Consider the following 14,976-nt stretch of genomic DNA (forward strand, 5'->3'; position numbering starts at 1 on the left):
TTGTCCGAGCCCTGATGGGCATCGCTTTGCTGACTGCCGTCATCTATCTCGCCAACCCCGTGCAATTGTGGGGGCGGCTGCAGCAGGCCAGTCCCTGGTGGTTGCTGGGGGGCTTCGCGGTCTCCTTGGCCTCCAATGCGGTGTCGGCATGGCGCTGGCGTGCCATGGCCCAATGGCTTGGGGCCGAGATGTCGGTGGCCTCAGGCATGCGGTGGTACTTTCAGGCCATCGGCCTGAATGTGCTGCTGCCGGGCGCGGTTGTGGGCGGTGATGTCTATCGTGCGATTGCGCTGCAGAAGACCGGCCAGACCAAGGCGGCCAGCAATCTGTCGGTAATTCTGGATAGGGTCAGCGGTCTGTGGATGCTGTGCGCGATCGGTGGTCTGGGAGCGGTGGCCTGTGCTTCCACGCTGGCCCCCTGGGTACACATGAATACCGCAGTCTTCATCGCCCTGCTGCTTGCCGTCATCGTGCTGTGGTTGCTGCTGCCTTGGATTGTTCTGCAGGGCCTGCGCAGCAACTGGTTCAAGCTGCCTGGTGCATGGCTGGAGCCTGTGCGCGTGGCGGCAAGCAGCCCGAACTTCCTGCTGCAACTGTCGGTGCAGGCCGCATCCTCGGCCCTGGTGCAATTGCTGTCTGCTGGTGCGCTGGCATGTGGGGCCATGGCTCTGGACCTGCATTTGCCGCTGGCCGTATGGGCCTTTGTCATCGCCCCCGTGTTTCTGATGGCTGCGCTGCCCGTGAGCGTGGGCGGCTGGGGCACCCGTGAAGCCGCTGCAGTGGCAGCTTTGGCGCCCTTCGGAGTGCCTGCGGTATTAGCGGTCGGGGTTGGGCTCCTGTATGGCGTCTTTGCCCTGGGCCAAGGGGCTCTGGGAGCTCTGGCCCTGGGCTTCCCAAGCAGGTCTCAGGACTGAGTTTTTGTGATTGCAGACCGGGTTTCCAATCTGCAAATACCGCCCCAAAGCACAGCGAGGCTGAAAATATAGAACATGTTTCCGCTGTTGTGCGCGAAGAACACCTGGGTCCAGCCAAACCCGAAGTAGGCCAGTGGCAGCAGTGTGGCGGCTGCGCGCAAAGCCAGCAGCCTGGAGCGTTGCGCTGCATCGGCGCACGCCAGACGGCGCTGCGTGGGCCAGAAAATGGCGGCGGGTACGGCATAGAACGCCAGCAGCAGGATCAACCCCGGCAGCCCGCGCTTGACCCACATGTCCAGGATTTCATTGTGCGCATGCCCATATTCCATGACCGAGGGGTGGGCCAGGCCTTGATCGACCATCTGCTGCTTGGCCGCAGGGTAGCCGGCCAGTCCCCAGCCGCTGAAGGGGCGCTGCTCGATCAGATGTATGGCAAGCCGCCATTGCTCCAGACGCTGGCCGACCGAGGTCACTGCATATTTCTGAGGGTCCTGCAGATACTGCGAGACTTCCCGTGAGGCTTCGGCGCTGCGCTGTTCCAGCTTTTGATAGGCAGGGATGGCAACGATCAGCCCCAGCATCAGCATCGCGGCCGCCGTCATGCTGGCCAGACGCTTGTAGCCATTGAGCCATGCCATCAGCCAGATGGCCGCAATCAGCAGCGGGATCACGACCCAGGAGCCGCGTGAGTCGGAAAGAAAGGACGCATAAATCCCGCATGTACCCATTAGTCCCAGCGCTATTGTTTGAGACTTGCTCCAGCGGCCCAGCAAAGCCAGTGACAAGGTGGCAAAACCCAGATACATGGCGATGCCGCCGTACTGAATGGCATTGGTAAAGCCGGAGACACGTGGCATCTTGAGCACGCCGGCTTGATATGCAGCAATCGCCAGAGCACCCACACTCCCCAGAGCCAGGCCCCAGACAATGGCCCTGAGCCGGATACCTGTTTTGCTCAGATACCAGAGGCAGAGCGCGGCCAGCGCGTACTTCGCACCATAGCCCCAGCCGGCCGCCGAGAACCAGCGATCGAAGGACAGGCTCCAGAGCAGGCCCAACACCAGCATCAGCCCCAGCAGCACCAAGGTTTCGCGTCGAGCTGGGTCCTTGGGGCGAGCGGCGATGGAGCCGGCCAGAGTCAAAAGAGCCAGGGCCGTGGAGCCGTAGGAGTAGCCCGAAGGTACGCAAAGACTCAGTGCAAAGAATGCAAAGCAGGCGGCATCCAGGGCATAGGCAAAGACAGCAGCCCGCTTGCCGGGCTGGCCGGGTTGAGGCGTGACGGGTGTAGGCACATTCATAGTTGTGATCGGGTTCTTCTGCGAGGCAATGGGCTTCAACCTACACTGCAGGTCTTGTGTCCGGTGCAGAAGTGTATGTCCTCATTACCCATTGTCTTTATCAATTTGTCCAAGGACGCGGAGCGTCGCGAGCGTATGACCGCCCAGTTTGCACAAATGGGGTTGGTGGCATCGCGCTTGCCTGCAGTGTGGTGGGCGGATCTGTCCGAGGCCGAGCAAAGACATTACTTCTGTGCGCCTCAAAGCCATGGCCGCTACTTCAAACCCCTGAGCAACGGAGAGAAGGGCTGTTACGCCAGCCATCTGAGGTCATGGCAGCAACTCATGGCTAGCGACGCTCCTGCCATGGCCGTCTTCGAGGATGACGTGCGGCTTCTGCCGGATTTGCCCCAGGCGCTGGCGGCGATTGAAGCACTGCCCGCCGATGGCAGCTGGGACATGATCAAGCTCTACGGGCGCGAGCCGGAAAAAATAGCCGACCAGGGTCCGCTGGTAGAAGGGTCTTTGCAGCTGATCTCCTATCAGCGGGTGCCCAGTTTTGCCGCTGGTTACGTCATCAGCCGCTCCGGGGCCCGCAAGATGCTGGACGCACGTGTTCCCTTCGACAGGCCGGTGGATGTGGATATCCGCTTCTGGTTTGAAAACGACCTGCGTGTGTACGGGGTCTACCCCTCGGTCATTGCTCTGGATGACACCAGCGAGATCAGCAGCATCTGGGCCCAAAAAGAAGCACCGGCGAGTCGTTTGCAAAAAATGCGCAAATTCAAGATGAAGCTGGCATTGAACTGGGGCAATTTCCGGGCGGCAAAACCCCAGGTCTCGGCGGTGCTCAAGCCTTGAGCGGCAGCAGCCCTTGATATTGGCCCCACATCTGCTCGCGTCCATAGTGGCTGAGTGCGTGAGCACGCGCCGCCGAGCCCAGGCGCTGGGCCAGGGCAGGGTCCTGAAGCAGTCTTTGCAGTGCATCCGCCATGGAGTCGGGGTCTGACTCCTGCACCCGCAGGCCGTTCACCTCGGGGGTGACGACTTCCCGGGCTCCGATGACATCGGAGACGACACAGGCACAGCCTGCGGCCATGCCTTCCACCAGCGCCAGAGGCATGCCTTCCCAGTGCGTAGCCAGAACAAAGATCTGAGTTCTGGACAGTCGCTGGGGCAGGTCCGAGACATTGCCCAGGAAGCGAACCTGCTGCTCAAGTCCCAGTTCGGCCACCAGCCGCTCGGCTCTGGCCCTGAGCGAACGCTTGCCTGCGCCGGCCAGATAGAGTGTGGGCGTCAGGCCGCGCTGCCTGAGAGCGGCTATGGCCCTGATCAGCGTGTCGTGATCCTTCTGGCGCGCAAAGCGCGACGCCATGTAAATGGCCGGCTCGCGTTCCTGCCAGAGCTGGGGCATGGCGTCTTGAGCAAAGCGCGTCAGGTCGATGCCGTTGCAGATGGCAATGCATTTTTCGGCCGGGAAACCTCGTTCGACCAGACTGGTTCTGACGCCTTCAGAGACGCCGATATGGGCCTGGGTGAACGGCTCCAGCGCCAGGGCCTGGCGCAGACGACGCGGCGTGTAGCGCTCACGCGAGTTGTGCTCCACATGAAAGATATGAGCCACCCCCTCGGCCGCCGCCGCGCGCCGGCCCCAGATATGGTCGCTGAAACCATGGGCGAACATCGCATCGGGCTTGAACTCGCGAATGATCTTGCGCAGCTCCCAGACAGTCAATGCATGCAGCCAGTTGGACACGACCTTGACCTGAAGGCCTTGCTGGCGCAGTGCATCGATCTTGTGTTCATCCGTGCTGGGCTTGCGGCGCAGCACCAGCAGAGCTTCATAGCCTGGCGTGCGCAGTGCGGCCAGGCTCAGGTCCACCGCGACCTGGGTGGCGCCGGAGAATCCTCCGGTCACAAAGTGCAGGATTCGGGCCGGCGTTGTAGCGTCAGTTTTTGGCTCGGGGAAAGAGTGTGGGTTCATTGTTCTGATGGACAATCTGCACAGATCATTTGCGTCTATTGTTTCTTTTTGTTTCCCGCACCATGACCCGGATTCCTGCCCAATTATTCAAAAGCGCATTGAAGCTGGTTCAGCCCCGGGCGCTGAAATCCTCAGCAAGCTATTGCGACGCAATACCGGTCATTGTCGAAGGCGAGGTAGCTGCTCCAGCACCGCAATTAGCGGCGTCGCCAGGCGCTGCGATTCCCAAGAAATTGTGGACCTACTGGAACCATGCTCAGCCCGACTCGTTTGTGCGCGAATGCATCCAGAGCTGGCGTTTGCAGTGTCCGGATTATGAAGTATGCCTTGTGCATCCTGGCAACCTGGCCCAGTACGTGGCTCAAGAAGCTTTGCCTGCCCGGTTCCATGAGCTGCATCCCACCAAGCAATCTGACTGGCTGCGCCTGTACCTGGTGGCGCTGCATGGAGGCTTCTGGCTGGATGCCAGCACCCTGCTGACGCGCTCATTGGGCTGGATGCAGGCAGCCGTCGACTCCAGGACTGAGTTTGTGGGTTTCTATCTTGAGAAATTCACCACCCAGGTGCAGACGCCGGTGATCGAAAGCTGGGCATTTGGCGCTTTGGCGGGCTCCGGTTTCATCGTCGCCTGGCAGCGGGAATTTCACCAGGCCTTGATTGTCGAGGGAACCGAGGCCTATCTGCGGCGGCTTCAGGCACAGCCCGATTGGGTCGACATCCGGCAGAACATTGGCGATCCCCATTACCTGCTGATCCATGTCACGGCACAGCAGGTGCTGCGCCAAAGACAGTATTCACGCATGGCCTTGTTCAAGGCCGAGGACTCGGCCTATTACTATCACCATGCCTTGCGCTGGAAATGGTATTTGCTGTATCCCCAGCTGTGTCGGGTCCAGGGGCCGAAGATCGGTGCTCCCATCGTCAAGCTCAGGGGCGGAGAGAGGCGGCATTTCACGGAAATGTTCAAGGCACACGGCGGGGCAGTGCCAGGCAGCACCTGGCACCGGGCTCTTAATCCCGAGGCATAAAAAAGAGGCTCCTATCAGGAGCCTCTTTCATGAGCGGTGTTGCTTCAATGCCCGCCAGCAAACACCTCACCGGCCTTGAGGCGGTAGGTCGTGCCGCAATAAGGGCACTTGGCGTCGCCGGTCTTGGCCACATCCAGATAGACCTTGGGGTGGCTGTTCCACAGCTTCATGTCGGCCTTGGGGCTGGGGCAGAACACGCCACCTTGTGCGTTGAGGTCTTTGGCGGCCAGTTCGACGACGGCATTCGTGGTCATTTCTCGTGTCTTTCGTGTTTTCAATAATGAAGCATGGCCGGAAATACTGGCGCAATTGAGATCAGAAGCACCAAGCAAGGGCCGTGTCCCCCGAGGGGGAAGCGGCAAAGCCGCCCAGGGGGTGATTTATACCAAGGTCAGCCAGTGTGCGTACTTGGGATTGCGGCCGTTGACGATGTCAAAGTAGGCAGCCTGGATTTTCTCGGTGATCGGGCCGCGGCGGCCTTCGCCGATCTGCAGGCGGTCCACTTCGCGGATGGGCGTGACTTCTGCAGCGGTGCCGGTGAAGAACAGCTCGTCCGAAATGTAAAGCTCATCGCGGGTGATGCGCTTTTGCACCACTTCCAGGCCGAGGTCCTTGCAGATGTGCAGCACGGTGTTGCGTGTGATGCCGTTGAGTGCGCCGGCGGACAGGTCGGGGGTGTAGACCACGCCGTCCTTGATCACAAAGATGTTCTCGCCCGATCCTTCGGAGACAAAGCCCGAGGCGTCCAGCAGGATGGCCTCGTCGTAGCCGTCGTCCAGAGCCTCGGTATTGGCCAGGATGGAGTTGGTGTAGTTGCTCACCGCCTTGGCCTGGCTCATGGTGATGTTCACATGGTGGCGGGTGAAGCTGGAAATCTTGGTGCGGATGCCGCGCTGCATGCCTTCCTCGCCCAGATAGGCGCCCCAGGCCCAGGCAGCGACCATCAGGTGGATGGTATTGCCCTTGGGCGAGACACCCAGCTTGCGGTCGCCGATCCAGGTCAGCGGGCGCAGATAGCAGGATTTGAGGCCGTTGGCCTTGACCACCTCGACCTGGGCCTGGTTGACCTGCTCCTGGCTGAACGGGATCTGCATGCGCAGAATCTTGGCGCTGTTGAACAGGCGCTTGGTGTGCTCTTCAAGGCGGAAGATGGCCGTGCCCTGTGCGGTTTCATAGGCGCGCACGCCTTCAAAGGCGCCGCAGCCATAGTGCAGCGTGTGGGTCAGCACATGGATCTTGGCATCGCGCCACTCCACCAGCTGGCCATCCATCCAGATCTTTCCGTCGCGGTCGGACATCGAGGGAACAACAGGGCTCATAAAACCATCCTCTATGGGTTGTGTGTTCGGCGGGCGCTGCTGCCGGATAGGCGGCGGCGCTTGTCTCCTGAAACTGCCATTTTAGGGGGAGGTCGGCTCCGATGTCCGGGCTGTTGCCTGCGCGGCAGTCGGGTTCAGCTCTTCCTTGGGCTCGGGACGCTGCAGCTCCCACTTCATGAGGCGGCCGGCGACGAACTCGCAGGTCACATGGGACTGCGAGCCGTCGGTCCAGCGGTAGATCTCGGGGCTCTGGCCTTCTTCGGACAGGCGCTGGCCCAGGGAGCGGGTCATGGCCACCACATGGACCAGCGGGACCTTGGGCTTGAGCTTGGCATTGAGCATCACGGCGCTGCCCACATAGCCGATAGGCCGGTCCGACGCCTTCTTCATGATGGACATCAGGCGCGTGAAGTGCAGCAGCCCCCACATGAGGATGCCGCCTGCCACCGCCGCCACGCCGGGCCAGCCCGCAGAGTTGTAGGCCGCGATCACCAGCACGATCAAGCCCAGGGGAACCAAAATATTGCGCAAATTCATGGGCTTATTGTCTTACGAGGGTATGGGTTTGAGGTTGCGGACAGTGCGTATGCCCACACAGGCTGCGGTGACCAAGGGGTTTTCAAAAACAGTAGCTGCATGCATATCTCAATCAATGATTTCAGATCATTTATTAGCTGATATCGATGACTGAAAGGCGCAAGCAGCTATCAAAATACATCAACCAATGCCGCGCACGATGTTGATGGCTTCATCAACGCGCTCCACGGCATGGATGGTCAGGCCGGTGATGGGCTTCTTTGGGGCATTGGCCTTGGGAACCACGGCGATAGTGAATCCCAGCTTTGCTGCTTCCTTGAGACGCTCCTGACCGCGAGGGGCGGGGCGCACCTCGCCGGCCAGGCCGACCTCGCCAAACGCGATAAAGCCCTTGGGCAGCGACTTTCCGCGCAAACTGGAAGTGATTGCCAACATCACTGCCAGGTCGGCTGCAGGCTCATTGATGCGCACGCCGCCCACGGCATTGACGAAGACATCCTGGTCGGCGCAGGCCACGCCCGCATGGCGGTTGAGCACGGCCAGCAGCATGGCCAGACGGTCGCGGTCCAGCCCGACGGAGAGGCGGCGTGCGGCCGGGCCGCCCTGGTCCACCAGCGCCTGGATTTCCACCAGCATGGGGCGCGTGCCCTCCAGCGTCACCAGCACGCAGCTGCCGGGCACGGGTTCGCTGTGCTGGCTCAGGAAGATTGCGCTGGGATTGGTCACGCCCTTGAGGCCTTTTTCCGTCATCGCGAAGACACCGATCTCGTTGACGGCACCGAAGCGGTTCTTGATGGCGCGTACCAGACGGAAGTTGCTGTGCGTGTCGCCTTCGAAGTAAAGCACCGTGTCCACCATGTGCTCGAGCACGCGCGGGCCGGCCAGCGCGCCATCCTTGGTCACATGGCCCACCAGAATGATGGTGATGCCCGTGGTCTTGGCCGCGCGCGTCAGATGGGCCGCGCATTCGCGTACCTGGGCCACGGATCCCGGAGCCGAGGAGAGCTGGTCCGAATACACGGTCTGGATCGAGTCGATCACCACCACGGCGGGCTGGGTGGCCTCCACGGTGGCGAGGATTTTCTCGAGCTGGATCTCGGCCAGCACATTGACCTGGCTGTTGTCCAGCCCGAGCCGGCGCGAGCGCAGCGCCACCTGGGCGCCGCTTTCCTCGCCCGTAACATAGAGCGTGGGCAGGCCTATGCGATGCAATGCATCCATGGCCTGTAAAAGAAGTGTGGACTTACCTATTCCAGGGTCTCCGCCGATCAGCACCACGCCGCCTTCCACCACGCCGCCGCCCAGCACGCGGTCCAGCTCCTCGATGCCGCTGGGGGTGCGCGCCACATCCTGGGCCTCGATGGCCGACAACGGGGTGACGGGCTGGGCATTGGCCAGACCTGCATAGCCCTGGGGCTGGCTCAGGCGGTTCTTGCCGCCCGAGGCGGAGTCGGCCACGGTCTCGACCAGGGTGTTCCAGGCGCCGCAGCCCGGGCATTTGCCCAGCCAGCGCGGGCTGGTGCCGCCACAGGCGTTGCAGGTGAAAGTGGTTTTCTCTTTGGCCATGGGCGGCAACTATACCGACTGGCATGGGCGGCAATTGCTGTTGCCAAGGGGGAGCGGGCGACAAATCTCAGAGCCAGTAACCATAAAAAGCGCGTGTTTATATAACTGCTCCGCATGACAGGCCGATTTAGGCTACAATTGCGCCCATCGACACAGCGACTGCTGTTGAGAAACAAATTACCGCGCGATGGAGCAGTCTGGTAGCTCGTTGGGCTCATAACCCAAAGGTCGGAGGTTCAAATCCTTCTCGCGCAACCAAACAAAAAGCCTTCTGGAAACAGAAGGCTTTTTTCGTTTTGGGCCTCGAAGCCGCTTGCCCTCTCCAAGAGACGGCAAGCTAGGGCCGGACCGATGGTGAAGCCGGTATCCCCCTTCCGGTTGATGCCAGAGAGGGGGAAGCGGCAAAGCCGCTCAGAGGCCGATCATGGATACAGGCCGCGCGCCTCGCGGGCATGGAGAATGCGCTTGCAGGCCACGATGAAGGTGGCGGTGCGCAGTGTCACCTTGTGCTCCTGGGCCACGGCCCAGACGCCGGCAAAGGCTTCCTGCATGATGCGCACCAGACGGGCGTTGATCTCGTCTTCGGTCCAGAAGAAGCTGGAGAAATCCTGCACCCACTCGAAGTAGCTCACGGTCACGCCGCCGGCATTCGCAATCACGTCGGGCAGAACCAGCACGCCTTTTTCGCTGAGGATGTCGTCAGCCTCGGGAGTGGTGGGGCCGTTGGCACCTTCGATCACCAGCTTGGCCTTGATCTGGCCGGCGTTTTCCTCGGTGATCTGGCCTTCCAGTGCCGCCGGGATCAGGATGTCGCAATCCACGCCCCAGAAGGCGGCAGCATCCATGGCCTCGCCACCGGCAAAGCCACCCACACCGCCGGTATTGCCCACATGTTCCAGCAATGCCGTCACATCCAGGCCATTGGCGTTCTGAATGGTGCCCGTATGGTCCTGCACGGCCACGACCTTGGCACCGGCATCGGCAAACAGCTTGCCCGCCGTGCCGCCCACATTGCCGAAGCCCTGCACGGCCACGCGTGCGCCATGCACATTCAGGCCGGTGAGCTTGGCGGCTTCCACGCCCACGGTGAACACACCGCGGCCCGTGGCCTCGACGCGACCCAGCGAACCGCCCAGATCCACGGGCTTGCCCGTGACCACGCCGGTGGCCGTGGCGCCTGTGTTCATGGAGTAGGTGTCCATCATCCAGGCCATGACCTGACCGTTGGTGTTCACGTCAGGTGCCGGAATGTCCTTGGTGGGGCCGATCAGCAGACCGATTTCGCTGGTATAGCGGCGTGTCAGGCGCTCCAGTTCGGCCTTGGACAGCTTTCGCGGGTCGACACGGATGCCGCCCTTGGCGCCGCCGTAGGGCACGTTCACGGCTGCATTCTTGATGCTCATCCAGGCCGACAGTGCCATCACCTCGGACAGCGTCACATCCTGGTGGAAGCGCACACCGCCCTTGCCGGGACCGCGGCTCAGGTTGTGCTGCACGCGGTAGCCCTCGAAATGGGCGATACGGCCGTCGTCCATCTCGATGGGGACATCGACGATCAGGATGCGCTTGGGGCGCTTGAGCGTTTCCACCCAGCGGGCCAGCGAGCCCAGGTAGGGGGTGACACGGTCGACCTGTTGCAGATAAATGCCCCAGGGACCGAGATGATCGGGGTTGAGGTAGGAGGGCAGAGCATGCGCTGTGGACAGCGCTGAAGAGTCTTTGGCTTGCATGATGTAGGCCTGGTTGACTGAGTGGAGCAAGGTCGTTGTAAGCCCTTGCTGTCCGGGATTCACAGTGTGCGCGCGCCGAATTTTCCTGTCCAAGGCTTCTTGTTTGAGATGCTATGCATTTTATGCATAACCATCCGAAGGCCGCTCTGGATGTGGGCCAAGCACTGAATTGGTGACATGGAGACAGGAAATTTGCCATCATTGCCCTCATGTCTGAAAACAATGATTGCAAAAGCGGCTGGTGCGGCCCGGCACCGTTTGCCAATACCCCGCCCATAGGTCTGGCTCCCGAGCTGCAGACGCAGGATGAGGTGCTGCCCGACTGGAAGACGTTGTGGCCTGATTTGCCCGAGGACAGCTATGCCACGGCCGATGCGCTGTGGTGGTCGCGCAAACTGGGCACGGCCCAGGCCCAGGGTGCCGACGTGGCAGCGCTGATGCGCGATGCCGCCGATGCCCGTGCCGTGCAAAGCGCGCTGGCGCGCACCTGGAACTGGTGGCCCGCCGATCGCGCGCCGCGCTACTGGAAGTCCGGCGGCCCCGACCGCGATGCGGCGCTGCTGCATGTGCCGCTGCCCGAGGAAGGCATTCGCCAGGGCGTGAACCCGGTGCCCGCGCCCGCCACCGTCTTCAATCTGCGCAATGCCGAGGCCGAGATCGCCTTGCGCATAGGCCGGGATGTGAGCGCCGAGCAGGCCGCAGCCCTCGATTACGACAGCGCGCTGGCGCTGGTGGATGCCGTCTGCGTGGCCGTGGAATGGGTGGATGTGCGCTGGCGCGACGGCACCAAGGCCCCGGCCCTGGCTCTGCTGGCCGACGGCCAGTGCCATGGCGGACTGGCCCTGGGCGAGTGGCAGAGCGCTTCCGTCATCGCCGGTCGCGACTGGGCGCGGCAGCTGTGCACGGTGACCGTGAATGGCGGCTTGCCGCAGCGCTTCACCGGAACGCACAGCCTGGGCGATCCGGCCTGGCTGCTCGTGGACTGGCTGCAGCATGTGGCGCGCGAATACGGCAGCGTGCCTGCCGGCACCGTGGTGACGACAGGAACCTGGTGCGGCTGCATGCCGCTGCAGGCCGGCGATCGCTTCGAGATGGAGTTCGACGGCCTGGGCGGACTGGGCTGGCAGTTCTGATCCGTCCCGGGAGTCTTCAAAAACAAGAGCTGCTAGCGCCTTTTGATGAATGATTTCAAATATCTTTCAATCTGAAAATCATTGAAAACATACGCTAAATGCTCTTTTTATGAGAGTGACGCACGGGCACCAGTGGCTGTGTGCGCTGTCCGCGTCATCGGACCTGGATGTGATCCAGCCCCGGTGCGCCGGGCGGATATTTCAGTTCCAGATTGCCCAGCACCTCGCGCAGCACCGTGGCCACCATCAGATTGCGGTGGGTCTTGGAGTCGGCGGGCACAATGGTCCAGGGCGCCCATGGCGTGTGCGTGGCAGCCAGCAGCCGGCCGTAGGCCTGCTGGTAGTCGTCCCACTGGGCGCGCACCTTGAGGTCGTTCTCGTCGAACTTCCAGTGCTTGCTGGGGTCGTCCAGCCGCTGCTGCAGCCGCTCGCGCTGTTCGTCCTTGCTGATGTGCAGCATGAACTTGACGATCACCGTGCCGGTCTCGCTGAGCATGCGCTCGAAGTCGTTGATCTGCGCATAGCGCTGGGTCTGCTGCTCGGGCGTGAGCCAGCCGTTGACCACGGGCACCAGCACATCCTCGTACTGGCTGCGGTTGAAGAGCACGATCTCGCCCGCACCCGGCATCTGCTGGTGAATGCGCCACAGGTAGTCGTGGGACTTCTCCACGTCGGTGGGCGCCTTCCAGCCCACGGAGCGCACGCCCAGCGGCGACATGCGACCGAAGACAGCGCGCAGCGTGCCGTCCTTGCCGGCTGCGTCCATGCCCTGCAGTATGACCAGCAGCTTGAAGCGCCGGTCGGCGTAGAACAGGTTCTGCAGCGCGTCCAGCTCCTCGGCCAGGGCTTCGACACTGGCCCTGTCCTGGGTCTTGCTGCCGCCCGAGAAGGGCTTGGTGCCGGGATCGAACCCGGCCAGCTCGCAGCGTCCGGCCTTGACGGCAGCGGCGCCCGGTTGCAGGGCCTTCCAGCGTTCGCGCAGCGCGGCATCGCTGCTGGTGAAGATCGATTGCGGCATGGGCGGCGGCCTTCCCTGGTGTGATGAGGCGTCGAGCCTAGCGCATGGCCGGCGGCAGCTCAAGCGGCGGCCGGCCCGCGCGGGCGCGCCGCATTCAGTCCATGTGGATGCCGCGCTCGTTGATCAGCCGCGTCCAGCGCTGGCTTTCGGTCTGCAGGTGACGTGCCGCTTCCTCGGGCGTGGAGCCCACGACCTCGGCGCCTATGGCCTGGAAGCGCTCGATCACGTCGGGCTGCTTCATGGCGGCCACCAAGGTCTGATTGAGCTTCTTCACGATGGCCGGCGGCGTGCCGGCGGGCACGAAGGCGGCGAACCAGGGCGAGACTTCATAGCCCTTGATGCCTGCTTCCTCCATGGTGGGTACATCGGGCATGCTGGTCGAGCGCTTGGCCGTGGTCACGGCCAGCGCGCGCAGCTTGCCCGACTGGATGTGGGGACGCGCCGAGGTGATGGAGTCGAACATGTAGTTGACCTGACCGCCCAGCAGGTCGGAGACGGCGGGGCCTGATCCCTTGTAGGGGATGTGCAGCATGTCCACGCCCGCCAGCGAGGTGAAGACTTCGCCGGCCAGGTGAATGGAGGTGCCGTTGCCGGCCGAGGCATAGGTCAGCTTGCCCGGCGCGGCCTTTGCCGCGGCCACCACGTCGGTCACGCTCTTGATCTGGGGCTGGGTGGCGTTGGTGACCAGGATGTTGGGCACCACGGCCAGCACGCCCACGGGCGCGAAGTCCTTGATCGGGTCATAGCTGAGCTTGCGGTACAGCGGCTTGTTGGTGGCCATGCCGATGGAGGTGATCATCAGCGTGTAGCCGTCGGCCGGGGACTTGGCCACGAAGTCGGCGCCGATGTTGCCGCCCGCGCCGGGGCGGTTCTCGATGACGAAGGGCTGGCCCAGCGTGCGCGCGGCCTTCTCGCCCAGGGTGCGGGCGATGGCATCCATGGCGCCGCCCGGCGGGAAGGGCACGATCCAGCGAATGGGCTTGCTCGGCCAGTTGGCCTCGGGCGTCTGGGCATGGGCGGCGGCGGCCAGGGCGCTCAGGCCGAGGACGGCGGGCAGGGCGGCGAGGGTGCAGAGAAGGCGGCGTTGCATGGTGGATGTCTCCTGAAGATGAATGTTGTAGTTGGTGCGGTGTCAGCGGGCTGAGGGGGCAGGCGCAGACACGGGGGCGGATGAAGGTGCGGCGCCGAGGTCGATGTGCGTGGGTTGCAGGCCCTGGCGCGCGCGGTCGAAGCGGTCGAGCTGGGCAGCATCCACTTCCACACCCAGGCCGGGGCCGTCGGGCAATTGCAGGGCGAAGTCGGCAATCGGCATGCGCTCGGCCACGATGTCGTCCACCAGCAACTGGGGGCCGAACAGTTCGCAGTTGTGGTGGCGCCCGCCCAGCGTGGCGAACACATGGGCCGAGGCGGCCGAGCCTATCGAGGTTTCGAGCATGGTGCCGCCGTACCAGCCGATGTCGGCGGCCTGGGCGATGGCGGCGACCTGGCGCGTGCGCAGCAGACCGCCGTGCTTGGCGACCTTGAGCGAAAACACGTGGCAGGCCTGCTCGCGCGCCAGGCGCATGGCGTCGTGCGGCGTGCACACGCTCTCATCGGCCATGACCAGGGCCGTGGACGGCAGCGTGGCCGTGAGCTCGCGCAGCGCGGGCACATTCCACTGGGCCACGGGCTGCTCGATGAGGCTGACGCCGGCCTCGATCATGGGCGGCAGAAAGCGCCGTGCGGTGGCACCGTCCCAGGCCTGGTTCACGTCCACGGTCAGCGTGGCGCGGCCCTGCAGGCCGCGCGCGATCTGGCTCACGTGGGCCAGATCGGCCTCGGGCGTTCGGGCACCGATCTTGAGCTTGAAGATGCGGTGGCGGCCCTGTTCCAGACGCAGCTGGGCCTCGGCCAGGTCGCGTTCCACATCGCCGCTGGCCAGCGTCCAGGCCAGCGGCAGGCTGTCGTGCTGCTTGCCGCCCAGCAGCTGCCACACGGGAACCTGCAGGCTGCGTGCCACGGCGTCGAGTAGGGCCATCTCCACGGCGCTCTTGGCAAAGGCATTGCCGCGGCAGGCCAGGTCCATGCGGGCCAGGCAAGCCTCGATGCGCGCGCCGTCCTGGCCCGTGAGGGCCGGGGCCAGATGGTTGGTGACGGCGTGGTGGATGCTCTCGGGCGACTCCTCGTTCCACGACGGGCCGCCGATGGTGGCTGCCTCGCCGAAGCCCGTGGCGCCGTTGCGCAGCCACAGCTGGACAATGACCGGGCTTTGGCGGTTGATGGCGCCGAACGACAGCTTGTGCGGACGTATGGTGGGAATGTCCAGGATGCGCGCGGTAATGCGTTCGATGGGGAAGCTGGTGGTCATGGGCAAGAGGCCGTGAGGGCGGAAGGCGTTGGGGCGGGCAGCTGCATGGCTGCGATGGTCGCCAGCGTAAATCCATGAATGCCGTTGATCTACTGAATTATTTTTAAGGTATTGTTCGATGGC

At 63.2% G+C, this 14,976-nt stretch carries 14 protein-coding genes and 1 tRNA gene; 5 read left to right on the forward strand and 10 right to left on the reverse strand.

The features are described from left to right. Positions 1–14 precede the first annotated feature (14 nt). Positions 15–914, forward strand: a complete 900-nt coding sequence (locus tag NOX35_RS00555; protein ID WP_182285211.1) for a lysylphosphatidylglycerol synthase transmembrane domain-containing protein — start codon at positions 15–17, stop codon at positions 912–914. Here the strand turns inward: NOX35_RS00555 and NOX35_RS00560 are convergent. Continuing rightward, on the reverse strand, positions 905–2,212 hold the full coding sequence (locus tag NOX35_RS00560; protein ID WP_256495378.1) for an O-antigen ligase: 1,308 nt from the start codon (positions 2,210–2,212) through the stop codon (positions 905–907). The genes NOX35_RS00555 and NOX35_RS00560 overlap by 10 nt on opposite strands. Positions 2,213–2,287: 75 nt before the next feature. Between NOX35_RS00560 and NOX35_RS00565 the strand changes: the two genes are divergently transcribed. Continuing rightward, positions 2,288–3,052: a glycosyltransferase family 25 protein gene (locus NOX35_RS00565; RefSeq protein ID WP_182285213.1), complete on the forward strand. Its 765-nt coding sequence runs from the start codon at positions 2,288–2,290 to the stop codon at positions 3,050–3,052. Here the strand turns inward: NOX35_RS00565 and NOX35_RS00570 are convergent. Next, complete coding sequence (locus tag NOX35_RS00570; RefSeq protein WP_256495380.1) at positions 3,042–4,175, reverse strand: glycosyltransferase; 1,134 nt, start codon at positions 4,173–4,175, stop codon at positions 3,042–3,044. The two genes, NOX35_RS00565 and NOX35_RS00570, sit on opposite strands and share 11 nt — an antisense overlap. A 62-nt stretch (positions 4,176–4,237) precedes the next feature. On the opposite strand from NOX35_RS00570, the gene NOX35_RS00575 reads away from it, so the two are divergent. Next, a complete protein-coding gene (locus NOX35_RS00575) occupies positions 4,238–5,203 on the forward strand; it encodes a glycosyltransferase family 32 protein (RefSeq protein WP_182285215.1) in 966 nt (321 codons plus the stop codon). 44 nt (positions 5,204–5,247) lie between these two features. Here the strand turns inward: NOX35_RS00575 and NOX35_RS00580 are convergent, their stop codons facing one another. The 4 genes from NOX35_RS00580 to radA form a co-directional block, all read right to left on the reverse strand. Then, positions 5,248–5,457, reverse strand: a complete 210-nt coding sequence (locus NOX35_RS00580; protein WP_003059801.1) for a zinc-finger domain-containing protein — start codon at positions 5,455–5,457, stop codon at positions 5,248–5,250. A gap of 126 nt (positions 5,458–5,583) precedes the next feature. Next, on the reverse strand, positions 5,584–6,522 hold the full coding sequence (locus NOX35_RS00585; protein WP_182285216.1) for a branched-chain amino acid transaminase: 939 nt from the start codon (positions 6,520–6,522) through the stop codon (positions 5,584–5,586). An 81-nt stretch (positions 6,523–6,603) separates the two neighbouring features. Beyond that, positions 6,604–7,059 carry a glycerate kinase gene (locus NOX35_RS00590; RefSeq protein WP_182285217.1) on the reverse strand — a complete coding sequence of 152 codons (456 nt, stop codon included), beginning with the start codon at positions 7,057–7,059 and terminating at the stop codon, positions 6,604–6,606. Between the two features lie 180 nt (positions 7,060–7,239). Further along, a complete protein-coding gene (gene radA, locus NOX35_RS00595) occupies positions 7,240–8,625 on the reverse strand; it encodes a DNA repair protein RadA (protein ID WP_182285218.1) in 1,386 nt (461 codons plus the stop codon). A 181-nt stretch (positions 8,626–8,806) separates the two neighbouring features. Between radA and NOX35_RS00600 the strand changes: the two genes are divergently transcribed. Next, positions 8,807–8,883: transfer RNA gene (locus tag NOX35_RS00600), tRNA-Met, on the forward strand. A 164-nt stretch (positions 8,884–9,047) separates the two neighbouring features. On the opposite strand, the gene NOX35_RS00605 is transcribed toward NOX35_RS00600, so the two are convergent. After that, complete coding sequence (locus tag NOX35_RS00605; RefSeq protein ID WP_182285219.1) at positions 9,048–10,355, reverse strand: Glu/Leu/Phe/Val dehydrogenase; 1,308 nt, start codon at positions 10,353–10,355, stop codon at positions 9,048–9,050. A gap of 209 nt (positions 10,356–10,564) precedes the next feature. Between NOX35_RS00605 and NOX35_RS00610 the strand changes: the two genes are divergently transcribed. Then, positions 10,565–11,488: a fumarylacetoacetate hydrolase family protein gene (locus tag NOX35_RS00610; protein WP_256495383.1), complete on the forward strand. Its 924-nt coding sequence runs from the start codon at positions 10,565–10,567 to the stop codon at positions 11,486–11,488. 154 nt (positions 11,489–11,642) lie between these two features. On the opposite strand, the gene NOX35_RS00615 is transcribed toward NOX35_RS00610, so the two are convergent. The 3 genes from NOX35_RS00615 to NOX35_RS00625 form a co-directional block, all read right to left on the reverse strand. After that, positions 11,643–12,506 (reverse strand): PPK2 family polyphosphate kinase, encoded by an 864-nt coding sequence (locus NOX35_RS00615; RefSeq protein ID WP_182285221.1) that lies wholly within the window; start codon positions 12,504–12,506, stop codon positions 11,643–11,645. 94 nt (positions 12,507–12,600) lie between these two features. Next, the gene (locus NOX35_RS00620) at positions 12,601–13,596 is read right to left on the reverse strand and encodes a tripartite tricarboxylate transporter substrate binding protein (RefSeq protein WP_182285222.1); all 996 of its coding nucleotides are present in this window, start codon (positions 13,594–13,596) and stop codon (positions 12,601–12,603) included. A gap of 42 nt (positions 13,597–13,638) precedes the next feature. Beyond that, a complete protein-coding gene (locus NOX35_RS00625) occupies positions 13,639–14,853 on the reverse strand; it encodes a muconate cycloisomerase family protein (RefSeq protein ID WP_182285223.1) in 1,215 nt (404 codons plus the stop codon). Between the last annotated feature and the right edge of the window lie 123 nt (positions 14,854–14,976).

It is taken from the genome of Comamonas sp. C11 (assembly GCF_024496285.1).
Lineage (GTDB): Bacteria > Pseudomonadota > Gammaproteobacteria > Burkholderiales > Burkholderiaceae_C > Comamonas > Comamonas testosteroni_F.